The organism is Massilia sp. LXY-6, from assembly GCF_051233485.1.
Taxonomy (GTDB): Bacteria; Pseudomonadota; Gammaproteobacteria; order Burkholderiales; family Burkholderiaceae_D; genus Telluria.
This window is the reverse complement of sequence record NZ_JBKFGF010000063.1, coordinates 1-22,314: the sequence shown is the minus strand read 5'-3', so window position 1 is coordinate 22,314 and position 22,314 is coordinate 1. Positions and strand designations below refer to the sequence as shown.

The following is a 22,314-nucleotide window of genomic DNA, read 5'->3' as shown; positions in this document are numbered from 1 at the left end:
AACAGGATTCGGTACGTCGGCGCTATTGAGGTGTTTCAGAAATACCGGTATCGGAAGCTCGGCATGGGTTCCCGCCTTCGCGGGAACGACGGGTAATGGCGCGGGTACCACGCGAAAATGCCGCGGGAACGACGGCCGTCAGATCCAGTATTCGCCCAGCCGTGCCGCCCATTCCCGGATCCGGTCGGTCCACGGCCGGTGCTTCCACTTCTCCAGCGTGACTTCCTTGGAGTCGCGCAGGTCTTCGTTGAAGGCGCTCTCCATGTCGCGCCCGAAGGCCGGGTCCATCACCACCACGTTCAGTTCGTAGTTGTGCAGGAAGCTGCGGCGGTCGATGTTGGCCGAGCCGATGGTCGACCAGCCGCCGTCGATCACGGCCGTCTTCGCATGCAGCACCGCCACCTGCAGCTCGAAGATCTTGACGCCGGCCTTCAGGAGCTGGTCGTAGAAGGCCTGGCCGGCGTAGCGGATCATGCTGTGGTCGGACACGCCCGGCAGCACCAGCTTGACGTCGACCCCGCGCCCCGCCGCGCCGGCCAGGGCGTCGACGATCTGCTGGTCGGGCACGAAGTAGGCGGAGGTGATGTGGATGCTCTTCTTCGCTTCGCTGATCGCCACCACCAGCGCCTTGTAGATGTCGGAATCGCCTTCCGGATTGCCGGCCAGTACGCGGATCAGCTTGTCGCCGGCGGGGGGCAGGGCCGGGAAGTAGTCGGCCTTCGGCAGCTCGCCGCCTTCCTGCTGCACCCATAAATTCACGAAGGACCACTGCAGCGGGGCGACCGCCGGGCCTTCGATCTTGACGTGGGTGTCGCGCCAGCCGACCTTCGAACCGTCGACCTTGTCCGCGCGCTGGTGCGAGCGGAAAAGCGAGCTGTTGGCATAGGTCGAGCTGATGTTGATGCCGCCGGTGAAGGCGATGCGGCCGTCCACCACCATCAGCTTGCGGTGGTTGCGGTTGTTGATGTCCCAGTTGCCCTTGGCCTTGGCCGGGTTGACGGGGTTGAAGATCAGCACGCGGATGCCGGCCGCGCGCATGCGGTCGAAGAAGGCGGCCGGGGTCGCGATCGCGCCGACGGCGTCGACCATGATGTTGACCTGCACGCCCTGGCGCTGCTTCTCGATCAGCACGTCGGCGAACTCGTTGCCGACCTGGTCCTGGTCGAAGATATAGGTTTCCAGGTTGATCGAGCTGGTGGCGGCGCGCGCCGAGGCCATCATTTCGCGCATGGTGGCCGGGCCGTCGAACAGCAGCGTCACCCGGTTGCCGGCGATGAGCGGCACGCCGGTCGCCTGTTCCTCCAGCAGGGCCAGCGATTTCAGGTCGGTGGTGGCATTCGCCCAGCGCTTCGATACCAGCGCCGACACCTGCTTCGGCGCCAGGGTTCCCTTGGTGGTGGCGACGGTAGGCGTGGCCTTCGCCGGCGCGGCCGGATCGACGTCCGGCAGGGTCTTGCAGGAAACCAGGACCAGGCCCAGGCACAGGGCCGCCAGCCAGGATTGCAGGCGCGGGAAGCTCATTCGTATCCTCTCATTTGCTCGCTCATGTCCCCGTAGTCCTTGGGTCCGATAAAGAAGTCCAGCGGCGCCGCGCGCAGGCGCCGGCCCAGCGCGCGCAGCAGCCGGAAACCGTGGTAGAAGCGGATCTTGCGGGCGCGCAGCGCGACCCACAGCGCCAGCCCGAAGCTGACCAGCAGGTTGACCATGCCGATCAGGAGGATGCCCAGCGCGGTGATGCCGATCGTCTCCAGGCTGACCTGATAGTCGAGGCCGACGAAGCCGATCGCGAAGTTGGCCGACGAAAAGGTCACGTGGCGGATGTCGAGCGGCAGGCCGAGCAGGAAGCCGACCGTGGCCGTCACCCCCATCAGGACGCCGAATACCATATTGCCCATCAGGCCGCCCAGGTTGTCCTCGACGTAGGCGCCGAAGCGTTCCAGGCGCTCTTTCCCCAGCAGGCGCCGCAGGCCGTGCAATTGCTGCACCCGCTGGCCCATGCGGGTATACAGCGCCTTGTTGTCGTAGTAGCCGGACACCAGGCCGGAGACAAACAGCCAGACCCCGGCGATCGCCGCGTGCAGCAGGGCCAGCGATTCCCACGGGTGGCTGTCGTGGATCAGGTGGCGCGCCTTGTCCGGGCTGACCAGGTGGTGGCCGGTCAGGTACCAGTAGCCGAGCGCGATCAGGAAGGAGAAGGGGATCACGGTCGCTAGGTTGCCGAGCACCGCCACCACCTGGGTGCGGAACACCTTGTTGACCAGGGCCGCCATGCTGTCGACGTCGGCCTGGCGGTGGCGGCCTTTCTGGTCGCTCTCGTGCAAGGTCGCTGCGATGCGCGCGGCCGTCATTGCCGGCTGCTTGGTGGCGATGGTGAAGTGCAGCACGTGCACCAGCATGAAGCCGAGCGAGTAGTTCATGCTGTACAGGGCGGCTTCGATCAGCGGCGCGCGGTGCAGGTAAGACAGCAGGATCTTGATCAGCGCCATGAAGCTGATGATGATGCCGGCCCCGGCCGCGGCATTGAACATCTGGCGCAGGTCGGTGCGGCGCTCGGCGATGTAGTGCTCGCCGGTGCGGCTGGCGTTCTCCGTCACGTTACGCGCCAGCAGGTCGATGTTGTCGCGTACCAGGCCACGCACCTGGTACTTGGTGTTGTGGGCTTCGGCCAGTTCCTGGGCCAGCGAGATCGCGGCCGCGCGGCGCAGCGTGGTCGGCGGCTCGGACGGCGCGCTCGCCTCGTTGGCCAGCGCCTCCAGGTCGATGGTCGGCGCGCCCGGCAGTTCGCCGCTGACGTCGACCAGGAACAGCAGCTTGCGCAGGCGGTCGATGCTCTGGGTGATCGCCAGCAGCAGGTAGGTCAGCGACACGCTGGTGCCGGCCGCCAGCGCGCGGCGGCGGACCTTCAGCACCACGTCCTCGCACTGGTCGAGCATCACCAGCAGGTGGCGCGCGTCTTCCATGCGCTCGGCCTCGCCGGCCAGCAGGCGGCCGTACTGGTCGAGATAGGTGTTGGTCTCGATGTTCTGCATCAGGAAGGGCGAATCGACGTCCTCGATTTCCATGTGGGCGTGGATCAGGCGCGGCTCCAGGCCCAGCGCGCAGACGCGGCAGGACAGGGTGCGGATCGCGTCCAGCAGGCCCAGCAGGGTGACGTGGCGCGCGCGGTCCGGGGTGGCATCCAGCGGCGGCGGGGCGTTCGAGACGGTGTCGAACAGCTCCAGCCAATCGGCGTTCGGCACCGCGCTGATCCACTGGTAGTCGGTCTCCCGGCACAGCAGGCGGTCGAGGGTGTCGGAGAGATAGTGGTCGTCGAGGGCGGGCGGCAGGATGCGGTAGGCGATGCGCCTCTTGAGTTCGGTAAAGAAACCGTCGTTCGACAGGATGCCGACATCGGAGTACAGGCTGGTGTGGCGGCGCGTCTCGAGCAGGGTCGTGATGTAGCGGCGCAGTGCCCACGCCTGTTCCGGATTGCCCTTGAGCAGTTGGCACAGGGTGCGCACCTGGGCCCGCGCATAGGCGTGGTCAGCCGCGCGGCGCGGTCGCAGCTTGTCGACCAGGTCGACCAGCAGGTCGATCCGGTCGCTGTTCGGGTCGAGACGTTCGAGGATGTGGAGCATGGAGAATTGTAGGGCTGGGCGGTCGGACTGCCCGGAAATCGTAGTGTACCTGTGGACACGGCGGGCTTGTGTACGCCACCGAACTGAGCGGACCCGGCCACTGCGCCGGGCAGGCTGCTGCGGTACACTTGATGCGTTATGTCATCGGATTATTAAACTAGGGAAGAACATGTACCTGACTTACTTCAACGGCGAATGGGCCGAGGGGAATACGCCGCTGTTCGGCGCGATGGATCACAGCGTGTGGCTGGGTTCCTCGGTATTCGACGGCGCGCGCGCCTTGCACGGCCACCTGCCGGACCTGCGCCCGCACCTGCAGCGCGTGATCGATTCCGCCGCGAAGCTGGGCCTGACCTGCCCGCTGTCGGTGGACCAGATGGAGGCGCTGGTGCGCGAAGGCGTCGCCAAGTTCCCGCCGGATGCCGAACTGTACATCCGCCCGCTGGTGTTCGCTTCCGAAGGCTTCCTGATTCCGGTGCCGGAAAAGGCCGGCTTCGCCCTGACCCTGTTCGACGCGCCGCTGCCGCCGTTCGCCGGCTTCTCCGCCTGCCTGTCCGAGCTGCACCGCCCGCAGCCGACCATGGCCCCGACCGACGCCAAGGCTTCGGCCCTGTACGCCAACACCGCGCGCGCCCTGCGCGACGCCCGTACACGCGGCTTCGACAACGCGGTCTTGCTCGACCTGGCCGGCAACGTGGCCGAGTTCGCGTCCTCGAACCTGTTCCTGGTCACGCAGGATGGCGCGGTGGTCACCCCGGCCCTGAACGGCACCTTTCTGGCCGGCATCACCCGCGCCCGCGTGATCGCGCTGCTGAAGGACGCCGGCATCACGGTCGAAGAACGCACCGTCAAGCCGGAAGAGCTGGACACGGCGCGCGAAATCTTCAGCACCGGCAACTACGGCAAGGTCACGCCCTGCGTACGCTACGAATCGCGCGAACTGCCGGCCGGACCGGTGGCGAAGCACGCGCGGGATCTCTACCTGGCGTTCACCGAAACCACCTGAGCTTGCGTTCGCACAAACCGGGGTCAGACTCCGCGTTTTGCAAATAACCTGGAGGAAGTTTCCAAAAACCGGAGTCTGACCCCGGTTTGATGCTGTTTAAGGGGCTTTGCTATTTTGCTTGCAGGCCGCCGCAATCGGTGCCCAGCCATTTGCCGGTCACATCCATGTCGACCGTCTGTTGCCTGCCGCCGTCCGTGCCCGTGATGTGCATCCTGGCACGGTAGCTGGTGTCGCTGTCCAGCGTCAGTTCGCCTTCGCCGCTGGCGGGCGGCCTGGTGCAGTTGAAGGCGACCTTCATCCGCTTGGCGGAAAGCGGCGTCACCTTTTGCCTGCAGTCGCCTTGCTGCACGGGAAACTCCTTCCGCTCGATCATTTCCCTGGTCATGCACATGCGGGTACTCAGGGCGGCGCCGCTGCCGATGCGCATCTGCATGCCGTTGCGTTCCATCATTTCCTGCATCGCCTGGCGCTGTTCCGGCGGCATGCCGGCCAGCTGCTTCTGCACCTCGGCCATGGCGGCGTTCAGCTGCGGGTCCGGTGAGCCGACCTTGTTGTTCAGCTCCCAGAGTCCGGGTTTCATGTCCTGGGCAGCGGCCGGCAGGGCCAGCGCGCAGGCGAGGGCGCAGGCCAGCGCGCAGCTCAGCGCGCAGCTCAGCGATTGAAGGGATGTCTTCATGGTGTTCTCCTGTCGGGGGAAAGGTGGTCAGGACGCTTCGTGCCGGCCCAGCACCTTGCGCTCCAGGTGCAGCAGGAGCAGCACGGTCTTGGCATCGACGATGCCGCCGGTCTCGATCAGCGCCAGGGCATCGTCGAAGTCGAGCTCCAGCACCTCGATGTCTTCGCCTTCCTCGGCCTTGCCGCCGCCGGGACCGCAGCGCCGGGCCGGATCGTATTCCGCCACGAACAGGTGGATGCGCTCGGTCAGCGAGCCGGGGCTGACGAACAGCTGCATCACCGGCGTCACCTGCTCGATCTCGTAGCTGGTTTCCTCGCGCGCTTCCAGCTTCACGCGCTCGTCGGGCGGGGCGCCGTCCAGCACCCCGGCGGTGGCTTCGAGCAGGAAGCCGTCGCTGCCATTCAGGCGCGCGCCCAGGCGGAACTGGCGGGTCAGCACCACCGTGCGGCGTTCGCGGTTATACAGCAGCACGGCGGCGCCGCTGGCGGCGTCGTAGACCTCGCGCTGCTGCTCCTGCCAGCTGCCGTCCTTGCGCAACTGTGCATACGTGACTTTCTTGAGCGGGTAATAGTCGTCCGAGAGGATGTCCTCGCGGACGATGCGGATCCTGTCTTCTGCCATGGCATCTCCTGATCAACATGTCAGCCGAGCATACACCGCGGCCATGAAAAAAGCCGCCCGGCTTGCGCGGGGCGGCTTTCATGCGGGCGGCGAGCCCGTCAAGCGATCAGGCGGCGATTACTTGAACTTGTACGAAGCGGTCAGGCGGAAGTAGCGGCCCATGCCGTTGTGCAGCTGGCTGTCGAAGCCCAGGCTCGCATCGCGCGGATCGTACGGAGCCTTGGTGTCGAACAGGTTCTTCACGTTGGCCGACAGGGTCCAGTTCTTGAAGCCGGTGTACGAGTACGCGGCGCCGAAGGTCAGCCACTCGTCGACGTTGCAGTCGGTGTTCGAGTAGCCGTAGTTCGGCAGGCCGCCCAGCGAGTACGCGCCCTTCGGCTGGCCGACGCCGTAGTGGCAGTACGGCTGTGCGTAGGTCACGTCGTTGTCGTAGCGGCGCATCAGCGAGACCGACGACACGTAGTCGGCCGACACGGTCACGGCGTGGTCGCCGCGGGTCCAGGTCGATGCGATGTTCAGGCGGTGACGCGGGATGTCGCCGACCGAGGTCGCCCAGTCGGACAGGCCGCCGTTGGTGCCGACCAGGTTGTGCGAGACTTCGCCCGGACGCTCTGCGCGCTTGAAGGTCAGCGCGTAGGTGTAGTTCAGGCGGGTCGAGATGCGGCCGTTCTCGCCCAGGTTCAGGCGGTGTGCGGCTTCGACGTCGATACCCGAGGTGTCGGTGCTGCCCTGGTTCACGAAGGTGCGGTTGATCGCCAGCAGCTGGCCCGAGTTCGGGATCACGTTGCCGTTCGCATCGACCAGGTTGTTGTTGTCACGCACTGCCAGGCCAGGGTACAGCTCCGGGTGCTGCGCCACGAAGGTCGACGACAGCAGCGCGGTCTCGTTTTCCTTGCGGATGCGGTAGTAGTCGATCAGCAGGTCGACGTTCTTGGTCGGGTTGATGATCGCGCCGAACGAGTAGCTCTTCGAGGTTTCGTTCTTCAGGTTCGGGTTCGGGGCCGAGATCGACGAGATGCTGCGTGCGCAATCCAGCGGATCGGCGCCGGCGACCGGGGTACGGCCGTCCGGGCAGCGGAGCGGGTCGGCGAAGTTGTTGTTGAACGACTGCACGCCGCCCGGCGACACCTGCGACAGCGCCGGAGCGCGGAAGCCCTTGGCGAAAGTGCCGCGGAAGGTGACCTTGTCGGTCGCTTCCCACTTGGCGCCGACCTTCGGCACGAAGCTCTTCGCGTTCGGGTACTTGTCGTAGCGGCCGGCGAAGTCCATCTCGAAGGTCTTGGTGAACGGCGTACGCAGTTCGACGAAGCCCGACTTGACCACGCGCTGGCCTTGCAGCACGGAGTTCGACAGGCCGATGATGTTACCGGCTGCCAGTTCCGGATCCGAGGTCAGACCCAGCTTTTCCTGGCGGATTTCGCCGCCGAAGGCCAGGCCGATTTCGCCGCCGGCCAGCTTGCCGAAGGAGGTCGAGGCCTTGGCGTCGAGCTGGGTGACTTGCGAGTAGCCGCTGTTGTTGACGTCGCGCACCGCGTTCGGGTCGGCGATGGTGGCGGCGATGGTGCGGTTCTCGGTCACGATGCGGTTGACGACCGGGAAGTACAGGTAGCCGTGACCCAGGTCGTTACGCTCTGCGCGGTTGTACAGCAGGCCGGTTTCCCAGTCGAATGCGCCGGCGGTGCCTTTCAGGCCGGTCAGGAAACGGTAGGTCTTGTTGACGTTTTCGGAACCGCCATTGGTGCCGGCGAAACGGAATACCGCCGCGGCCTTGTAACCGGTGTACGGATTGTCCGGGTGGCCCGACGGCAGCAGCAGCTGGTAGCTGGTCGGCAGGCCGTTGACGCGGAACACGGTGGTCGGGGTGGTCGACGAGATCGTTTTCGGCAGGCCGACGTATTCACGCTCGACGCGCGAGAAGCCGACTTCGGTGAACGAGGTGATGGTGTCGCTCAGCTTGACGGTGATCTTCGACAGCAGGTTGACGTCGGTACCTTTCGACTGCGCTTCGGCGTAGGCGTCGGTGTCGAAGCTGCAGAACTTGCGGTCGGTCAGCATCGAGCTGTTGGTGACGCCGATGCCGTATTGCGGGCCGCCGGTGATGACGTTGCCCACGCAGCCGGCGGTGCTGTTCGAGATGTATTTGCCGGCGGCGGCGCTGGTCGAGAAGGCCGCGCCCGGTGCCGACTGGCGGAAGATGAACGGGGTGTTCGAGGCGTAGCTGCCGTAGCCGCTCAGGCGGTAGTTGATACGGGCGTACTCGTCCTGCTCGATGTCCTTCACATCCTTGATGCCGGTGTGGCCGCGCTGGGCGACGTCGAAGCTGATCAGGGCATTGTAGCGGTCCTTGTCCAGGTCGCCGAAGCCAACCACGCCGTTGATGTTGTTGCGGGCGAACTGGCCATTATCGTTGGCCGAGGTCGATGCCGTGATTTCGGCACCGTGGTAGTCGTCCTTGGTGATGAAGTTGATCACGCCGGCGATCGCGTCCGAACCGTACACGGCCGAGGCGCCATCCTTGAACACTTCGACGCGGGCGATGGCCGACACCGGAATGCTGTTCAGGTCATAGACGGTCGACTTGCCCTGGTTCGGGTCGGCGTAGGCCGAGGCGGCGATGCGGCGGCCGTTCAGCAGGACCAGGGTCGAGGACGAACCCAGGCCGCGCAACGAGGCGGTCGATGCGCCTTTCGAGAAGCCGTTGTCGTTCTGGAAGTCATTCGCGGTACCCGAGCCGAAGGCCGGGATGTTGTGCAGCAGTTCGGCGACGGTGTTGGCGCCGGTTGCCGTGATTTCCTTGGCGGTCATCACGGTGATCGGCGAGGAGTCTTCCTTGTCTGCACGCTTGATGTTCGAACCGGTCACGTAGACCTTCTGTACCGCGGCCTGGTCGGCCTGTGCGTAGACGAAACCGGGTACTGCCAGGGTGAGGGCGACAGCGAGGACGCTGTGCTTTACTGCGAGTTGCTTAGTCAAAATCTCTCCATTGCTTAATCTCGAAGCCAAGGCTTCTCTTTTCAACCTTGGCGGGTAAAGACGGGCCAAGGGGGAGGATCAGATCATTTCTGATGGGAAAGTGTCAAATCTCATCCGTGATTTTGTGTGGAGATTACAACGGGTATAAACCGGGGTGATGGTGCTATGCAACAATTGTGAAGTTTTCGTTGATGCACAAGAAAAACTTATGCATGGAGAGGGGGAAGTCCTAAAGTATTGTAAATATATAGGGTTTTACTTGTGCCAACACGGCGGCAGGCACAGCGCTGCGTGGCCTCGCGGCGCGGCGCAGCCGCTGCCCGGGGCACCTGAAAACTCACGGAAACTCACAACAATGCCGGACACCGCCGCGATGATGGCGGCGCCCGGCAGGTTTCAGCCGGCGCGTGCCGGCTCGTTCACATAGATTTCGACGCGGCGGTTGCGGGCGCGGCCGGCCGGGTCGTCGTTCGACGCGACCGGCTCGCGCGAGGCGCGTCCTTCGACCGTGATGCGGTTCGGATTCACTCCGCGCGCTGCCAGGTAGTCGCGCGCATGGGAGGCGCGGTCGAGCGACAGCGGCTGGTTGATCTGGTCGCCGCCGGTACTGTCGGTGTGGCCAATGATGGTCACGTAGGTGCCCGGGTTCTCGTTCAGGGTCGAGGCGAAGCGGTCGAGGATGGGCCGGAAATTCGGCTTGATGTCGGCGCGGTTGGTGTCGAACGAGATGTCGCTCGGGATCTCGAGCTTGAGGCGGTTGTCGGCGGTCTGCGAGACCTGCACGCCGGTGCCGCGGGTCGCCTGTTCCATCGCCTGGCGCTGCTGCTCCATGTGCTTGGACCAGACGTTGCCGGCCACCGCGCCGGCCAGGCCGCCCAGGACCGCGCCGCGGGTGGCACGGCCACTGCCGCCGCCCCCCGTGCTGGCGCCGAGGATGGCACCCAGGCCCGCGCCGACGCCGGCGCCGGTGGCGGTGCCGCGTTGGGTGGCATTCATGTCAGCGCAGCCGCTGGCGGCCAAGGCAAGTACGGTCGCGCACAGCGTCGACCGGATGAAAGCAGTGTGCATGGTGTTCTCCTTCAAAAAAAACATCCGTTTCGAGGTCGCGCCGCCATTCAGGGGCACGACCGCGAAACGGATCGGGCGGTCTTGCAGGGTATTACGTGGCGGGTATTTATATTCCGCGTCCACTGATCAGGCGTACCAGGATCATGATGACGGCAACGACCAACAGGATGTGGATGAAGCCGCCGACGGTGTAGGAAGTGACCAGACCAAGCAGCCACAGAAGGATGAGCACAACAGCGATAGTGTAGAGCATGATGATGTCCTTTCCGTTTGAACCGGCGATGTCTTTGCCGTAAGTTCAGTATTCCCGGATTCGCGGCTGTGCTCCGTACGCTGACGTACATTATGCGGCGGATTTTTGTCCTTTTCGCAAGCCCGGGATCCATCCCAGGAAACCCATCAGGCCGACGAAGCCGATCATGCAGATCATCAGGCCGCCCGTGATCAGGAAAAACACGTCGTGCGCGGCGATGTCGGCGCTGCCGGGCTGCGCCGGCCCTGCGCTGACGAGGCCGAAGCCGCTGATCAGCAGACCCCAAAGAATGATCCCTACCCATGCGATGCTGTTCATTGGATCCCCTTTCGCGTGATTGTGATTGATTCTTAATCGCCATACGGTCGCGTTCCGTGCGCTAGCGCACATTGCGAAAAAGAAAATAAAAACGGGGCCGAAGCCCCGTTCTGAACCACCCGGCGTGCATGAAACCTCAGGCCGAGCGCAGCGCACCCTTGACGATGCGCACGCGATCGCCGGTGCGCCATTGCGGCACGCTCTGCTGGTGGAAGGTGCGCAGCGTGCCGTCGTCCAGGCGGACCCGGATCTCGTAGCTGTGGCCGGCCTTCATATTGCCTTCGACCTGGTTGCCGACCACGGCGCCGCCGACCGCCCCGGCCACCGTCGCCAGCTGGCGGCCATGGCCGCCGCCGAGCTGGTTGCCGAGCAGGCCGCCGAGGATCGCCCCGCCGGCCGCACCGACGCCGCTGCCTTGCGCACGGGTCGTGATCTGGCGGATCGATTCGACGTTGCCGCAGGTGCCGCACCAGCGGCTGGACGTGTCTTCCTGCGCCACGCGGGTCGTTTGCCTGGCCTTCGGATGGCTCTCGCGCAGCGGCGCCGGGGCCGGCTCCTCGTAGCCGGAAGCGCTCGTGCCCTGGGCGCTGCTGCCGTAGGCGGCGCTGCCCTGGCCGGCGTAGCCCGGCGCCGCGTAGGTGCTGGCAGTCGCCGGTACCGGCGGCAGCGCAGCGGCCGGCGCCGGCGCATAGGTCCCGGCCGCCGGCTGGACCGGATAGGCGGGCGCCATCGCACCCTGCACAGCGACCGGCGCCGCGCCCGGCTGCTGCAGGCTGGCGGCGAGGGCGTCGCGGTCGGCCGGATTCAGTTCGCCGGTCGCGGTGCGGCCCTTCGAGGACGGCAGCCAGTCCATGATGGCGGCGGTGCCGACCGCGCAGAACAGGATCACGGCGAGGGCCGCAAGGATCAGGAGGGGATGTTGTCCGCGGCGTGCCGGCGGTGTCGGATGGGTGTTCATGGCGGGTCCTTTTTTTCTTCAGTTCGGTCAGATCATTGTCCCTGTCAACAACACCCGGTTCCGTGCGTCACCGTACATACTTCGCCTGACGGCGCCGGTACGCTGACCTCACGTTGTAAGCAAATGATACCGCGACGCCGTGGCCGATTCGGCCGGCGTCCAACCGCGAGGGTCCGATGAATTCTCCTGCTGCACCCATGGTCGCCGAGCATAATGCCAACCTACTGCTGGCCGCGCTTCCGCCGGAAGATCTGGCACGCATGCTGCCGGCGCTCGACCAGGTCCAGGTGGAGGTCGGTGCCGTGTTGTGCGAACCGGGCGACCCCATCCGTCACATTTATTTTCCGCACGATTGCCTGGTCTCGGTGATGGCCGTGGCCGAAGTCCGCATGACGCTCGAAGTGGGCCTGGTCGGCCGCGAGGGCATGATCGGCGCCACCGTCACCCTCGGCCACGATACCACCCAGGTGCGCGCCGTGGTGCAGCGCGCCGGCAGCGCCAGCCGCATCGACGCCGACCTGTTCCGCGCCGCGTTCGCGCGCAGCCCGGCCCTGCAGCGCGTGCTGTACCGCTACACGGACACCTTGCTGGCCCAGGCCATCCAGATCGCCGTGTGCAGCCGCTACCACGTGCTGGAGGCGCGCCTGGCGCGTTCGCTGCTGGTCACGCGCGACCGCCTGCAATCCGACCGCTTCCACCTGACCCATGAATTCCTCGCGCACGCGCTGGGCGTGCGCCGGGTCGGCGTCACCAAGGCCGCCAGCGCCCTGCAGCAGCAGGGACTGATCAACTACAGCCGCGGGAATATCGAGATCCTCGATCCCGAAGGCCTGGCCCAGGCCGCCTGCACCTGCTACGAGATCGTGCGCGAGGTCGGCGCCGGCGTGCCTGCCCGGCTGTTCGTATAAACCATATAAACCGTTCTTGCCGAAATGCGCGCTTCCATCAAAAGCGCGCTCCACAAAGCAAACGCCCCGTCGAAACGGGGCGTTTTAGCTTGCGCAACCGGCTTGCGCCGGCCGGCCTGCTTAGTGGGTCTTGCTGGTCTGGTTGCCGATCACGCCGCCGGCAGCTGCGCCGGCCACGGTGCCGACAGCGCTGCCGCCGGTCAGGACCGAGCCGGCCACTGCGCCGACGCCCGCGCCGACGGCGGTGTTACGGTCCTGGTGGGACATGCCGGCGCAGCCGGTCAGGCCCAGGGCCACGGTTGCCAGCGAAGCGGTGACGATGATTTGTTTGATGGTTTTCATGTTGATCTCCTTACGGTGGGTTGTTATTTCAGGCGCAGATCATTCCTGACCGATTTCACGCCCTTCACGGTGCGGGCAGCCGCTGCTGCTGCCGCCACATCGTCCGCCGAGCTGACGAATCCTCTCAGCCGGACGACTCCCTGTTCGGTTTCCACATCGAGCTCTGAAACCTTCAGGGTCGGATCCCCGTTGATGGCTGCCTTGACTCCGGTCGTGATGGTGGTGTCGTCGATGGCCTGGCCGGCTGCTTCGCCGGTTGCCGCGCATCCCGAGACAGTCACCGTGCCCAGCACCAAGGCGGCCAGCAGCGTCACGGTACATCCGAATTGCTTCATTTGCATCCTTGCTTTATTACGTGTTGCAGTGTGTTCAGATTAAGCGCGCACGATAGTTGGGTCTGTACGACAACTCACACTACCGTACTCAACGTTTCTGCTTGCCCGGCGGCGGCGCCTGCGGCTTGGCGCCGGCCTTGGCCAGCAGGGCGGCGCAGGGGCTGTCCTTGCCCGGCCCGGTGTTGATCAGGGGCAGCAGGGCGGCGGCCGGCGCGGCCACCACCGCCAGCGCGGCGGCGGCGCCACCCTTCAGCGCCAGCACCTTCTTGTCGAGCGACAGGTCGGGCTTCTTGAAGGTGCCGCGCACGTAGAAGGGCGTGCGCAGGGTGAAGATGCGTAGTCCCTTGGTTTCCGGCTTCACGCGCAGGTCGATCTGCTCGTTGCCCAGGTTGACCCAGCCGTTGATGTCGACGATCGCATCCTGGGTGTCGAGCACGAAGGTATTGGTCTTGGCGACCCCGTTGGTGACGCCGAAGTCCGAGGCCAGGCAGTTCAGCTGCACCGGCTTGTCGCCGAACACCTTGGTGAGGATGACGTTGCCGACGTTCAGGCCGGCTTCCTCGAGCAGCAGCTTGCTGACCACGCCCTGGCTGATCAGGGCCTTCAGCTCGCCGTTCGACTTCGCCAGCATCTCGCCGACCGAGTCGCCGGTGGCGGTCAGCTTGGTCTGGGCAAAGATGTCGCCGGCCGTGGCCTGCTGGATCTTCTGGATCGCCGGGAACAGCTGCTTGAGCTCGATGTTGCGCGCGGTGGCGTCGAGCGTGGCCTTGATCGCGTCCTTGCCGGCGCCGCCGCTGCCGTCCAGGGTGACGTTCGAGTTCACGCTGCCGCCGGCCAGGCCGAAGTCCAGCGGTTGCAGGCGCAGCACGCCCTTGTCCATGGTCAGGTGGGTCTTCAGCTTGTTGAGCGGCAGCTGTGCGGTCTTGACGATGCGGTCGGCCGTGAAGTGCACGTCGGCGTCCAGCACCTTCCATTTCTCGGTGTGGAATTTCTCGACCGGCAGCGCCTTGTTCTCGGGCTGGACGGCGGCCACGCCGCGCGCGCGCTTGCTGGCGTTGGAATCGGCGCCGATCAAGGGGCCGAGGTCGGCGAAGCGCAGCTGGTTCGAGTGCACGGTGGCGCTCAGCTTGTTGCGCGGCTTGCGGTGCTGGAAGCTCAGCGTGCCGGCGATGTCGGATTCGCCGACCTTGCCCTTGAATTTCTCGTAGGTCCAGCGGCTCCCTTCCGCACCCAGCGAACCGGTCAGGTGGCCCTCGGTCGAGAACGCCGGGGTCTCGGGCAGCAGCACGCCGGTGAACGCGTACAGGCGCGCCATGCTGGGGCCGGCCAGCTTCAGGCGCAGGTCGAGCCCGGCCAGCTTCGCCGGCCGCGTGACCGTGCCATCGACGGCGAGCGCGTAGGGCCCCGAGTGGACGTCGGCCTGGACCGGGAAGGGCGCGTCCTGGTCCTTCAGGGTCAGCACCCCGCCCGTCTTGCCGCCGCCCGTGACCGGCGCGTCGTGGTAGCTGCCGTGGACCTTGAAGCCGATGCCGTAGCGCGGATCGTTGGCGATGGTGTCGACGTCCGCCGTGATGTCGGCATCGGTGAGCGCATCCTTCACATGGATCACGCCTTTCGACAGCACCAGGCGCTCGAGGTCCAGGTTCCACTTCGATTTTTTCTGCTCGTGCTGGTAGACCCAGTTGTAGTGGGTCGCGTCAGTGCGCAGCAGCTCGACGTGCGGGCCGTCGAAGCGCAGCACCGGAATGCTGATGGTGTGGCTGAGCAGGGCAAATGGATTCAGCGAGAACGAAAACTGGCGTACGCTGGCGGTGTCGCCCTTTGGCATATTCGACGGATTGCCGACGTGCACGTCGTTCGCGACCAGGTGCGGCCAGGGGATGTGATCGCGCCAGGTGCGCTGGCCCGGGATGATGCTCTCGGACGGGCGTTCCCAGTGCACCGACAGGTCGCCGACGATCGCGAACGGGCGGTCGATGGCGTCGCTGACCTTCGCGTTCAGCCAGGGCTTGACGCGATTCCAGTCGAAGCTCAGCAGGATGATGATGGCGATGATGGGAATCGCAACCAGGATTCCGAGGAGCCAGAGCACGGTCTTCAGCGTGCGCGACATGGGGCGCTTGCCGTGCTGGCTGGTGGATGCGTTGCCGCGGTTCGCCTCGTCCGCCGGCCGGTTCTCCTCATGCTGTTGGGTTGTCATGGCAATCCTTCTGGTGGGAGTGTGTTGAAGCCAGATTAACGTAAAGGTCTGCCGATCAATGTGCGGTGCCGCACCCTACCGGGGCGCCCCGCTGCGCCAACCCCGCTCTATGTGCGCCAGCGAACCGATCGCTCGGGGCAAGAGGCTTATAACGTTACCAACACAAATCGTTCACTGGGAGAAAACGATGGATACGAAATCGATGAACCTGCTGCTGCGGGTTGGCGCGGCTGCCGCGGTCCTGGGCCTGGCAGCCTGTGCCAGCCCGGAAAAGACTCCGGCCACGGCTGCGGTCGCGGTGTCGCACAACGCCGTCGATAACGCCGTCTCGGCCGGCGCGCCGGAACTTGCGCCCGAAGAGATCGGCGCCGCGCGCGCCAAGATGATGCAAGCCAACCAGGCACTGGCCGCCAAGGATTACAAGCGGGCGCGCGAGCTGGCGGTGCAGGCCCAGGCCGATGCCAAGCTGGCCCAGGCCAAGGCGAATTCGGCCAAGGCCACCGCCGCCTCGGACGCGCTCAACGAAGACCTGCGCGTGCTGCGCCAGGAAGTCGACCGCGCGAATTCCGATCAGCATTGAGAACGCGCCCGCAGGCGCCAATAAGAAGAAAGGACCCACGATGAAATCGCATTTTCTGAAGTCGGCGATCTTCGCCGGCACCGTGCTGCTGTCCGCCTGCAGCACCGTCCCGACTACCACCGCCACGCTCGACGAGGCGCGCGCCGACTACGTGGCCGCCAGCAACAACCCGCAGGTGTCGAGCTACGCGCCGGTGGAATTCCGCCAGGCCAGCGAAGCCCTCGACCGCGCCAACCAGGCCGCCGCCAAGCGCGATAGCCTGGACACGATCGACCGCCTGGCCTACGTGGCCAAGCAGCGCATCGCCACCGCCCAGGAAGTGGCGAAGGCCAAGTCGGCCGAGGCCGAGATCGCCGACGCCAGCCGCCAGCGCGACCGCGTGCAGCTCGAAGCCCGTACCGCCGAGGCCGAGCGCGCCAAGCGCGAAGCCGCCGCCGCCAATGCCCAGGCCGCCTCTGCGCAGCAGCAGGCCCAGGACGCCCAGGCCCAGGCCGCCGCGGCCCAGCAGCAGGCTGCCCAGCTGGCCCAGCATACCGCACGCCTGGAAGTGATGCTGGCCGAGCTGCATGCGCAGAAGACCGAGCGCGGCATGGTGGTGACGATCGGCGACGTGCTGTTCGCCACCGATCGCGCCGAGCTGACGCCGAACGGCATGGCGACCGTGCGCAAACTGGCCGAGGTCATGATGCAGAACCCCGACCGTACCGTGCTGGTCGAAGGATTTACCGACAGCACCGGCAGTTCCTCCCACAACAAGGACCTGTCGGAACGCCGCGCGCAATCGGTGGCCATGGCCCTGACCAGCCTCGGGGTGCCGCGCGAACGCGTGGCGACGCGTGGCTACGGCGAGATGTATCCGGTGGCACCGAACGACAGCGCCGCGAACCGCCAGCTGAACCGCCGTGTCGAGATCGTGCTGTCGAACGAGAACGCGCCGATCCCGCCGCGTGCGCCGGCGCGCTGATTTGCTTTGAGTTTTTTGATAGAAGGGTAGAGCGACAATGAACCAGACGAATTCCAACTTGGCCCACGGCTTCGACATCGAAGAGATCCGCCGCGCGGCCGCCAACCTCGAGGACGGCGCCGTCACCGAGGGTTACGCCGCCGACCGCGAGGCCGTGGTCGCGATGCTGAATGCCGCGCTGGCCACCGAGCTGCTGTGCGTGCTGCGCTACAAGCGTCATTACTACACCGTCAGCGGCCCGAACACCGGGCACATCAAGGCCGAGTTCCTCGAGCATGCCCAGCAGGAGCAGGACCACGCCGATCGCATCGCCGAGCGCATCGTGCAGCTGAACGGTTCGCCGAACTTCAACCCGGCCACGCTGACCCAGCGCAGCCATGCCGAGTACGACGAGTCGGAAGACGTGCAGGCGATGATCCGCGCCGACCTGATCGCCGAGCGCGTCGCGATCGAGTCCTACCGCCAGATGATCCAGGCGATCGGCGACAAGGACCCGACCACCAGGAACATGCTGGTCGAGATCCTGGCGACCGAAGAGGAACACGCCGACGACATGCGCGACCTGCTGGCATAACGAATCTTTCCCAACCCACCAAGAACAAGGAGTACAACATGCTCGATTCCATCCGCGCCACCACCGATTCGGTACGCGCCAAAGCCAATGCCGCATCCGTCGACAGCAAGCTGGACGACGCCGGCACCGACATGCAGGCGCTGGTCAAGGATGCCCAGTCGCTGCTGACGGCGGCCGCTTCCCTGACCGGTACCAAGGCCGACGAACTGCGCGAGCGGGGGATGCGGATGCTGGATGCCGCCCTGGGTCAGGGCCGCAAGTACCAGGATCAAGCCATGGTCAAGGGCAAGGAACTGGCACGCAATGCGGATGTCTACGTTAAAGACAACCCGTGGCGCACCGTTGCCGTGGCAGCCGGTGCCGGCCTGCTGATCGGTGTCCTGTTGGGCCGTAAATAATTCGAGCCGGGGGCAGCCATGGAAAAAGAAGAAACCGTCGTGCATGGCCCCGGCCTCATGGGTGGGATCACGGGCCTGGCGAAAAACCTGTTCGGCCTGGTGGTGTCGCGTGTGGAGCTCGCCGCGCTCGAAATGACCGAAGTGCGCAACCATGTGATCGAGCTCGTCGCCATCTTCGCGATGGCCGTGCTCGCCACCTGGTTCGCCCTTGCTTACGGCACGGCGACCATCGTCGCGCTGGCATGGGACGAAATGGGCTGGAAGATCCTGCTCGTCATGTTCTTCCTCTTCATCATCATTACCGGCATTCTGGTGGCCAAGGGCCTCTCCATGCTCAAGCAGGGCAAGCTCGCTTTCCCTGAGACGATGAAGGAACTGCGCAACGACCGCGACATGCTGATGTGAGCATGCCAGCGCCCAAGGATAACGGAGGAAACATGCAAAAGAACAACGATCATCGCAGCCACGAGGAGCAGAAGCGCGCGCTGCTGCGCGACGGCGAGTTCTACCGCGCGGGTCTGGCCCATGCCCGTGCCCAGATCAAGCACGCGGCGCGTCCCGACGTAATGTTTCATACGGTCATCGACCACGCGAGCTGGGCCTTGCGCGCGCGTGCCGATACGCTGTTGAAACCTACCGGTACAAGCGTCACGGCGCTGGCTCCTTATGCCCTAACCGTGCTAGGCTTCATCCGAAAGCGCAAGCTCGGGAAACCTGCGCTGGGCATCGCGGCCCTGGCAGGCGTTGCCGCTTGGTACGTGCAGCGCAAACGCGCGCAGCACATGGCATACTGAGAGCGCATGCGTGGCCGGCCAGGATCCAAGGCCGGTCCGTATGACAGAATATGGTGGGGCTTGAGCGGCGTCGCAATCCTTGGATTGGACGCCGCCTTTTTACGTGCCGCGCTCAGCGCGTCGTCGGTTGACCGGATGTTTGAGCGGATCCCTCGGGCGCCGCATCGAGCTGGGACGGCGCGTTCTTCATGTCCTGCTCGTAGGTCGCGCGCGCTTCCTTCAGGCAGGCGCTGCGCTCGGCCGCCGCGCCTTCGCGGCAGGCATTCTTCGCTTCCTGGTAGGCTGCGCCGATTTCCTTCTGCAGGATGCGCAGGCGTGCCTGGCGCGACAGGTCCTCGCGATGCCAGCGTGCCGGGTCGCCGTTCCTGATCTCATTGGCCTGCTTGGCCGCCACGGCCTTGCCGACCGTGCTGTCGTCCTGGGCCTGGTCCTGCGTCCGGGCATGCGCGCCCGCGGCCGCCAACAGGGCGGCGAGCGGGACTGCCAGCGCGACGGCGCGCCAGGCTCCTCGTGGCTGTTTCATGCTGTCCTCCATGCTCTCGACGAGCGAAAGCCGGCGCGGGAGGCGCCGGCGTGTACTTCATTCAACGCATTTCAATAACGGTAGACGCGGCCGTCGACGATGCGCACGCGGTTGCCCACGCGCAGGTCGTAGACGTTGTCCTGCATGACGGTGCGGTATTCGCCGTTGTCGAGGCGGATATTCACCGCATACACCTGCTGGCCGCCATCCTGGTTGCGGTTGCGTTCGACGTTGTTGCCGATCGCCGCGCCGGCCACGCCGCCGGCCACGGTGGCCGCGGTGCGGCCGCCGCCGCTGCCGACCTGGTTGCCGGCCAGCGCGCCAACCAGGCCGCCGACGATGGCGCCGGCGCCACTGGTACGGGCTTCGGCACTGGCCACCTGGATCGATTCAATGGTGCCGTAGCCGGCCGCGGCGTTGTCGCGGGAGCCGTTATTGGCGTAGCCATTGTTGCCGTAGCCGTTGTTGTAGCCGTTATTGGCGTAGCCATTGTTGCCGTAGCCATTGTTGCCATAGTAGGGGTCAGGGCTGCTGCTGGCGCAACCGCCCAGGATTGCGCCGGCCGCCACCAGCGCGGCAAGAGTGCGGATAGCTTTCATGACTTATTCTCCTGGCAAAAGATGTAGGGTCAGATTAAGCAGTGCCATGCCTGAGGTCTGTGCGATGACGCACCCTATGTACTTGCAGCGCGTCCATGTTCTTCACTCACTATTTGCCTGTGTTCGGCACCGAACAGAACTCTTCGTTACGGCAGAGTAAAACATCATCTGCGTGTTGAAAAAAGGAGAAAAAAAATGCGAACACCCCATATGATTCTGTTGCTCGGCGCTGCCATGCTGTGGGGCGCCGGCCATGCCCGCGCGGCCGGCCAGCTGGGACGGTCCGCCACACCGCAGGCCAAGCTGGCGTATGAGCAGGCGCGCGAACTGGCGGCCGCCAATTACAAGAATGCGCGCGCCCAGTGCGATGCCGTGACCGGCAACCCGAAGGACGTGTGCGTGGCCGAAGCCAAGGCCGCGCGCGTGCGCACCGAGGAAGAAGCGCGCGCGAAATACGAAGACACGCTGAAGGCCTATACCCGTGCCCGCCTGCGCGTCGCCGACGCGGAATACGACCGCGACAAGACCAAATGCGCCGGCCTGACGGGCAACGAGAAAGATGTCTGCCAGGCCCAGGCGAAGGCTGCGCTGGTTGCCGCGCAGGCCGACGCCAAGGCCGACCAAAAAACCATCGAAGCGCGCAACCAGGCGCGCGACGACAAGCTGGACGCGGCCTGGAAAGTGGCGAAGGAGCGCTGCGACGCCTTCGCCGGCGCCGCCCGCGACCAGTGCATGTCGAACGCCAAAACCCAGTTCGGCAAGTGATGGTTGTACCTGCCGTTTCGGCAAATCCGCATCACCCCTGTGATTCATTAACAACAAAGGAGCTCATCATGACCATGACCAAACGTATCGCCACCGCCATCTTCACCGCCACCGTCGCCTTCGGCGTCGTCGGCTGCGCGCAGACCGCCACCCACGAAAGCACCGGCCAATACCTCGACGACGCCGGCATCACCACCAAGGTGAAGGCCGCCTTCGCCGCCGACCCGCAGGTCAAGGCAACCGAAGTCAAGGTCGAGACCTACCAGGGCACCGTCCAGCTGTCGGGCTTCGTTGCCAATCCGGCGGATGCCCAGCGCGCCGCCGACATCGCGCGTGGCGTGAAGGGCGTCACCTCGGTCAAGAACGACATTCGCGTCAAGTAAGAAGCGCCGGGCGATCCGCGTAGAATAAGCTGACGCCGGATCTGCTTTCCGGCCGCTGCGGGCGGTCCGCTGGGTGATCGTCCTGGGCGTGTCGGCTGGACAGGAACATATCGGCCAGCCCTGGGGTTGGCCTTTTCTTTTTGCAGGTAACGATATGCAGCTCGCTCCACCCGGCAACACATCCGCAGAGCAATCCGAACCCCATGCCGCGGCCCATCCTGGCGCGGACCTGCGTTCGCCCGAGGCGGCGGCGCGCGAAGCGGGGCTGCTGAGCGGCGAGGGCGCGCCCACCGGCGAAGAGCTGGGCGCCCTGCACGGCGCCCTGCGCCTGCCCGTGCACGTGAACGCGCGCGGGATGTCGCTGGGCATCCTGGCCACCGTCGCCTTCGTGTTCGGCCTGCAATGGGCCAAGAATTTTTTCGTGCCGCTTTTGCTCGGCATCTTCCTTGCCTACACCCTCAGCCCGGTGGTGCGCTGGCTGGAGCGCTGGCACATCAGGCGCGCGATCGGCGCCACCCTGGTCACGGCCGCGATCCTGGCCGGCATGGGGCTGACCATCCAGCGCCTGCAGGGCGAGTTCTTCAACATCATCGACGGGCTCCCGGCGCTCACCCACAAGGTCACCAGGCTGCTCACCGAAGCCTCCGACGGCCAGCCCTCGACCATCCAGCAGGTGCAGGCGGCCGCGGCCGAGATCGAGCAGGCTGCCGCGAATGCCGGCTCGGACGCGCGGCGCGCGCTGCAGCAGCGCCACCCGGCACCGGCAAGCAGCCCGGGCGCCAGCAATTTCCGCGTGATGGACTGGCTGCTGGCCGGCTCGATGGGCCTGGCCAGCTTCGTATCCCAGGCCACCATGGTGGTGTTCCTGGTGTTCTTCCTGCTGCTGGCGGGCGACACCTTCAAGCGCAAGCTGGTCAAGCTGACAGGCCCTTCGCTGACGCGCAAGAAAGTCACCGTGCACATTCTCGAGGACATTAACACCTCGATCCAGAACTACATGTTCATGCTGCTCGTCACCAACACGCTGTTGGCGCTGCTGTTGTGGGCTGCGCTGCGCATGATCGGCCTGGAGAATGCCGGCGCCTGGGCCACCTTCGCCGGCGTGGCGCACATCATGCCGTACTTCGGGCCGTTGCTGATCACGTCGGCCACCGGCCTGGTCGCCTTCCTGCAGTTCGAATCGCTGCGCATGGTGATTCTGGTGGCCGGCGCCTCGCTGGCGATCGCGACCCTGGTGGGCATGGTCGTCACCACCTGGATGACCGGCAAGATCGCGAAGATGAACCCAGCTGCCGTGTTCGTCAGCCTGCTGTTCTGGGGCTGGCTGTGGGGCATGTGGGGCTTGCTGCTCGGCGTGCCGGTGGTGGTGGTGATCAAGGTGGTGGCCGAGCGCGTGGAGGGGATGGAGGTGGTGGCGGAGTTGCTGGGCGAATAGGATCGTCCCTACTGCCGTTTCGCC

At 65.5% G+C, this 22,314-nt stretch carries 25 protein-coding genes; 11 read left to right on the top strand and 14 right to left on the bottom strand.

Translation table 11 applies throughout. The annotated features are described in order from the left end of the window. Positions 1-138 precede the first annotated feature (138 nt). Entirely contained in the window at positions 139-1,521 is a 1,383-nt protein-coding gene (gene cls, locus ACI48D_RS23345; protein WP_435573628.1) for a cardiolipin synthase, read from the bottom strand. Beyond that, complete coding sequence (locus ACI48D_RS23340; protein ID WP_435573627.1) at positions 1,518-3,617, bottom strand: site-specific recombinase; 2,100 nt, start codon at positions 3,615-3,617, stop codon at positions 1,518-1,520. The genes cls and ACI48D_RS23340 overlap by 4 nt, the downstream gene beginning before the upstream one ends. Before the next feature lie 169 nt (positions 3,618-3,786). On the opposite strand from ACI48D_RS23340, the gene ACI48D_RS23335 reads away from it, so the two are divergent. After that, positions 3,787-4,623, top strand: a complete 837-nt coding sequence (locus ACI48D_RS23335; protein WP_435573626.1) for a branched-chain amino acid aminotransferase — start codon at positions 3,787-3,789, stop codon at positions 4,621-4,623. Positions 4,624-4,732: 109 nt separating this feature from the next. Here ACI48D_RS23335 and ACI48D_RS23330 read toward each other — a convergent pair whose 3' ends face one another. The 7 genes from ACI48D_RS23330 to ACI48D_RS23300 all read right to left on the bottom strand — a co-directional run bounded on the left by ACI48D_RS23330 (position 4,733) and on the right by ACI48D_RS23300 (position 11,490). After that, a complete protein-coding gene (locus tag ACI48D_RS23330; protein ID WP_435573625.1) occupies positions 4,733-5,299 on the bottom strand; it encodes a DUF3617 domain-containing protein in 567 nt (188 codons plus the stop codon). A 27-nt stretch (positions 5,300-5,326) separates the two neighbouring features. After that, entirely contained in the window at positions 5,327-5,920 is a 594-nt protein-coding gene (locus ACI48D_RS23325; protein WP_435573624.1) for a GDP-mannose pyrophosphatase, read from the bottom strand. 117 nt (positions 5,921-6,037) lie between these two features. Continuing rightward, positions 6,038-8,893 (bottom strand): TonB-dependent receptor domain-containing protein, encoded by a 2,856-nt coding sequence (locus ACI48D_RS23320; protein ID WP_435573623.1) that lies wholly within the window; start codon positions 8,891-8,893, stop codon positions 6,038-6,040. 396 nt (positions 8,894-9,289) lie between these two features. Further along, positions 9,290-9,961, bottom strand: coding sequence for an OmpA family protein (locus ACI48D_RS23315; protein ID WP_435573622.1), 672 nt, complete (start codon positions 9,959-9,961; stop codon positions 9,290-9,292). Positions 9,962-10,067: 106 nt separating this feature from the next. Next, on the bottom strand, positions 10,068-10,214 hold the full coding sequence (locus ACI48D_RS23310) for a lmo0937 family membrane protein (protein WP_109370519.1): 147 nt from the start codon (positions 10,212-10,214) through the stop codon (positions 10,068-10,070). A 90-nt stretch (positions 10,215-10,304) separates the two neighbouring features. Next, the gene (locus tag ACI48D_RS23305; RefSeq protein WP_435573621.1) at positions 10,305-10,532 is read right to left on the bottom strand and encodes a hypothetical protein; all 228 of its coding nucleotides are present in this window, start codon (positions 10,530-10,532) and stop codon (positions 10,305-10,307) included. A 136-nt stretch (positions 10,533-10,668) separates the two neighbouring features. Beyond that, positions 10,669-11,490, bottom strand: a complete 822-nt coding sequence (locus tag ACI48D_RS23300) for a glycine zipper 2TM domain-containing protein (RefSeq protein WP_435573620.1) — start codon at positions 11,488-11,490, stop codon at positions 10,669-10,671. Between the two features lie 176 nt (positions 11,491-11,666). Between ACI48D_RS23300 and ACI48D_RS23295 the strand changes: the two genes are divergently transcribed. Continuing rightward, positions 11,667-12,398, top strand: a complete 732-nt coding sequence (locus ACI48D_RS23295) for a Crp/Fnr family transcriptional regulator (RefSeq protein ID WP_435573619.1) — start codon at positions 11,667-11,669, stop codon at positions 12,396-12,398. Positions 12,399-12,518: 120 nt separating this feature from the next. Here the strand turns inward: ACI48D_RS23295 and ACI48D_RS23290 are convergent, their stop codons facing one another. The 3 genes from ACI48D_RS23290 to ACI48D_RS23280 form a co-directional block, all read right to left on the bottom strand. Further along, positions 12,519-12,740, bottom strand: a complete 222-nt coding sequence (locus tag ACI48D_RS23290; protein ID WP_435573618.1) for a glycine zipper 2TM domain-containing protein — start codon at positions 12,738-12,740, stop codon at positions 12,519-12,521. Positions 12,741-12,763: 23 nt separating this feature from the next. Further along, positions 12,764-13,075, bottom strand: a complete 312-nt coding sequence (locus ACI48D_RS23285) for a BON domain-containing protein (RefSeq protein WP_435573617.1) — start codon at positions 13,073-13,075, stop codon at positions 12,764-12,766. A gap of 88 nt (positions 13,076-13,163) precedes the next feature. Beyond that, positions 13,164-15,275 carry an AsmA family protein gene (locus tag ACI48D_RS23280; RefSeq protein WP_435573616.1) on the bottom strand — a complete coding sequence of 704 codons (2,112 nt, stop codon included), beginning with the start codon at positions 15,273-15,275 and terminating at the stop codon, positions 13,164-13,166. 187 nt (positions 15,276-15,462) lie between these two features. Between ACI48D_RS23280 and ACI48D_RS23275 the strand changes: the two genes are divergently transcribed. The 6 genes from ACI48D_RS23275 to ACI48D_RS23250 are packed head-to-tail and all read left to right on the top strand — an operon-like array spanning position 15,463 to position 18,585. Next, positions 15,463-15,855 carry a DUF4398 domain-containing protein gene (locus tag ACI48D_RS23275; protein WP_435573615.1) on the top strand — a complete coding sequence of 131 codons (393 nt, stop codon included), beginning with the start codon at positions 15,463-15,465 and terminating at the stop codon, positions 15,853-15,855. Between the two features lie 40 nt (positions 15,856-15,895). Next, on the top strand, positions 15,896-16,819 hold the full coding sequence (locus tag ACI48D_RS23270) for an OmpA family protein (protein WP_435573614.1): 924 nt from the start codon (positions 15,896-15,898) through the stop codon (positions 16,817-16,819). A gap of 37 nt (positions 16,820-16,856) precedes the next feature. Then, entirely contained in the window at positions 16,857-17,393 is a 537-nt protein-coding gene (locus tag ACI48D_RS23265; protein ID WP_435573613.1) for a ferritin-like domain-containing protein, read from the top strand. 38 nt (positions 17,394-17,431) lie between these two features. Then, positions 17,432-17,791, top strand: coding sequence for a DUF883 family protein (locus tag ACI48D_RS23260; RefSeq protein ID WP_435573612.1), 360 nt, complete (start codon positions 17,432-17,434; stop codon positions 17,789-17,791). A gap of 18 nt (positions 17,792-17,809) precedes the next feature. Beyond that, a complete protein-coding gene (locus tag ACI48D_RS23255) occupies positions 17,810-18,196 on the top strand; it encodes a phage holin family protein (protein ID WP_435573611.1) in 387 nt (128 codons plus the stop codon). 32 nt (positions 18,197-18,228) lie between these two features. Continuing rightward, on the top strand, positions 18,229-18,585 hold the full coding sequence (locus tag ACI48D_RS23250) for a hypothetical protein (RefSeq protein ID WP_435573610.1): 357 nt from the start codon (positions 18,229-18,231) through the stop codon (positions 18,583-18,585). Positions 18,586-18,697: 112 nt separating this feature from the next. Here ACI48D_RS23250 and ACI48D_RS23245 read toward each other — a convergent pair whose 3' ends face one another. Beyond that, positions 18,698-19,108 (bottom strand): hypothetical protein, encoded by a 411-nt coding sequence (locus ACI48D_RS23245; RefSeq protein WP_435573609.1) that lies wholly within the window; start codon positions 19,106-19,108, stop codon positions 18,698-18,700. Between the two features lie 71 nt (positions 19,109-19,179). Then, a complete protein-coding gene (locus ACI48D_RS23240; RefSeq protein WP_435573608.1) occupies positions 19,180-19,707 on the bottom strand; it encodes a glycine zipper 2TM domain-containing protein in 528 nt (175 codons plus the stop codon). Between the two features lie 195 nt (positions 19,708-19,902). Here ACI48D_RS23240 and ACI48D_RS23235 point away from each other — a divergent pair, with 195 nt between their 5' ends. From ACI48D_RS23235 to ACI48D_RS23225, 3 genes are all read left to right on the top strand, one after another. Next, complete coding sequence (locus ACI48D_RS23235; RefSeq protein WP_435573607.1) at positions 19,903-20,472, top strand: hypothetical protein; 570 nt, start codon at positions 19,903-19,905, stop codon at positions 20,470-20,472. A gap of 68 nt (positions 20,473-20,540) precedes the next feature. Then, on the top strand, positions 20,541-20,855 hold the full coding sequence (locus ACI48D_RS23230) for a BON domain-containing protein (RefSeq protein ID WP_435573606.1): 315 nt from the start codon (positions 20,541-20,543) through the stop codon (positions 20,853-20,855). Positions 20,856-21,210: 355 nt separating this feature from the next. After that, positions 21,211-22,290 (top strand): AI-2E family transporter, encoded by a 1,080-nt coding sequence (locus ACI48D_RS23225; RefSeq protein WP_435573656.1) that lies wholly within the window; start codon positions 21,211-21,213, stop codon positions 22,288-22,290. The last annotated feature ends 24 nt before the right edge of the window (positions 22,291-22,314 follow it).

Coding starts and splice junctions, on each gene's coding strand:
- ACI48D_RS23325 (WP_435573624.1), bottom strand. CDS start 5,920: ATGGCAGAAGACAGGATCCGCATCGTCCGCGAGGACATCCTCTCGGAC.
- cls (WP_435573628.1), bottom strand. CDS start 1,521: ATGAGCTTCCCGCGCCTGCAATCCTGGCTGGCGGCCCTGTGCCTGGGC.
- ACI48D_RS23230 (WP_435573606.1), top strand. CDS start 20,541: ATGACCATGACCAAACGTATCGCCACCGCCATCTTCACCGCCACCGTC.
- ACI48D_RS23335 (WP_435573626.1), top strand. CDS start 3,787: ATGTACCTGACTTACTTCAACGGCGAATGGGCCGAGGGGAATACGCCG.
- ACI48D_RS23300 (WP_435573620.1), bottom strand. CDS start 11,490: ATGAACACCCATCCGACACCGCCGGCACGCCGCGGACAACATCCCCTC.
- ACI48D_RS23315 (WP_435573622.1), bottom strand. CDS start 9,961: ATGCACACTGCTTTCATCCGGTCGACGCTGTGCGCGACCGTACTTGCC.
- ACI48D_RS23330 (WP_435573625.1), bottom strand. CDS start 5,299: ATGAAGACATCCCTTCAATCGCTGAGCTGCGCGCTGAGCTGCGCGCTG.
- ACI48D_RS23225 (WP_435573656.1), top strand. CDS start 21,211: ATGTCGCTGGGCATCCTGGCCACCGTCGCCTTCGTGTTCGGCCTGCAA.
- ACI48D_RS23280 (WP_435573616.1), bottom strand. CDS start 15,275: ATGACAACCCAACAGCATGAGGAGAACCGGCCGGCGGACGAGGCGAAC.
- ACI48D_RS23275 (WP_435573615.1), top strand. CDS start 15,463: ATGGATACGAAATCGATGAACCTGCTGCTGCGGGTTGGCGCGGCTGCC.
- ACI48D_RS23245 (WP_435573609.1), bottom strand. CDS start 19,108: ATGAAACAGCCACGAGGAGCCTGGCGCGCCGTCGCGCTGGCAGTCCCG.
- ACI48D_RS23240 (WP_435573608.1), bottom strand. CDS start 19,707: ATGAAAGCTATCCGCACTCTTGCCGCGCTGGTGGCGGCCGGCGCAATC.
- ACI48D_RS23265 (WP_435573613.1), top strand. CDS start 16,857: ATGAACCAGACGAATTCCAACTTGGCCCACGGCTTCGACATCGAAGAG.
- ACI48D_RS23310 (WP_109370519.1), bottom strand. CDS start 10,214: ATGCTCTACACTATCGCTGTTGTGCTCATCCTTCTGTGGCTGCTTGGT.
- ACI48D_RS23255 (WP_435573611.1), top strand. CDS start 17,810: ATGGAAAAAGAAGAAACCGTCGTGCATGGCCCCGGCCTCATGGGTGGG.
- ACI48D_RS23270 (WP_435573614.1), top strand. CDS start 15,896: ATGAAATCGCATTTTCTGAAGTCGGCGATCTTCGCCGGCACCGTGCTG.
- ACI48D_RS23235 (WP_435573607.1), top strand. CDS start 19,903: ATGCGAACACCCCATATGATTCTGTTGCTCGGCGCTGCCATGCTGTGG.
- ACI48D_RS23305 (WP_435573621.1), bottom strand. CDS start 10,532: ATGAACAGCATCGCATGGGTAGGGATCATTCTTTGGGGTCTGCTGATC.
- ACI48D_RS23260 (WP_435573612.1), top strand. CDS start 17,432: ATGCTCGATTCCATCCGCGCCACCACCGATTCGGTACGCGCCAAAGCC.
- ACI48D_RS23250 (WP_435573610.1), top strand. CDS start 18,229: ATGCAAAAGAACAACGATCATCGCAGCCACGAGGAGCAGAAGCGCGCG.
- ACI48D_RS23295 (WP_435573619.1), top strand. CDS start 11,667: ATGAATTCTCCTGCTGCACCCATGGTCGCCGAGCATAATGCCAACCTA.
- ACI48D_RS23340 (WP_435573627.1), bottom strand. CDS start 3,617: ATGCTCCACATCCTCGAACGTCTCGACCCGAACAGCGACCGGATCGAC.
- ACI48D_RS23285 (WP_435573617.1), bottom strand. CDS start 13,075: ATGAAGCAATTCGGATGTACCGTGACGCTGCTGGCCGCCTTGGTGCTG.
- ACI48D_RS23290 (WP_435573618.1), bottom strand. CDS start 12,740: ATGAAAACCATCAAACAAATCATCGTCACCGCTTCGCTGGCAACCGTG.